The sequence below is a fragment of the Amphritea pacifica genome (genome assembly GCF_016924145.1).
Taxonomy (GTDB): Bacteria; Pseudomonadota; Gammaproteobacteria; order Pseudomonadales; family Balneatricaceae; genus Amphritea; species Amphritea pacifica.
Map to the genome: position 1 here is coordinate 1 of NZ_JAFFZO010000124.1, position 447 is coordinate 447.

1 protein-coding gene is annotated in these 447 nt (G+C 50.8%); it reads right to left on the minus strand.

Annotated features, from left to right (window positions below; all coding sequences use genetic code 11):
• Positions 1-286 (minus strand): hypothetical protein (locus JW499_RS21705; RefSeq protein ID WP_205212524.1); only part of this gene is annotated, 286 nt, incomplete at its 3' end.
• Positions 287-447: the final 161 nt, after the last annotated feature.

Genomic DNA, 447 nt, shown 5'->3' on the forward strand with positions numbered 1-447 from the left:
AGTAGATTAATCCCCAGCGATTAAGCGAACCTATAGCACACTGGTTTTCATCCCAGTGGGTTTCGCCCTTATTGTGTTTCATGCGTTGTTTAATCTCTGACGGTGTTGGCTCCTGAATCATACTGACGGGAACCGTTTCGTTGGCCCGGTTCCAGGGCAGGGGATCGCCTCCCTGCAGCAGCTTAATCAGCGAGCCCTGTTCCGGACGTGGCTTCTGGTTGGCGTAGCGTTCGCTATTCCAGGCGGTGCTGCTGTAGTAGTAGGGCTTTATCTGTTGGAAGTCCATTTCTATCAATTCTGTCCGTTAGTGTTGTCAGGCCTGAGTGCCGCCATTAAACAGATCGATCTCCGGGCCCATACTAGGCATAAAACGTTGCTCTGTACGTAGTTGAGCGATCGCTTCTTCAAACTCGTCATCATCCATTGAGAACCAGTAATCGGGTTGTC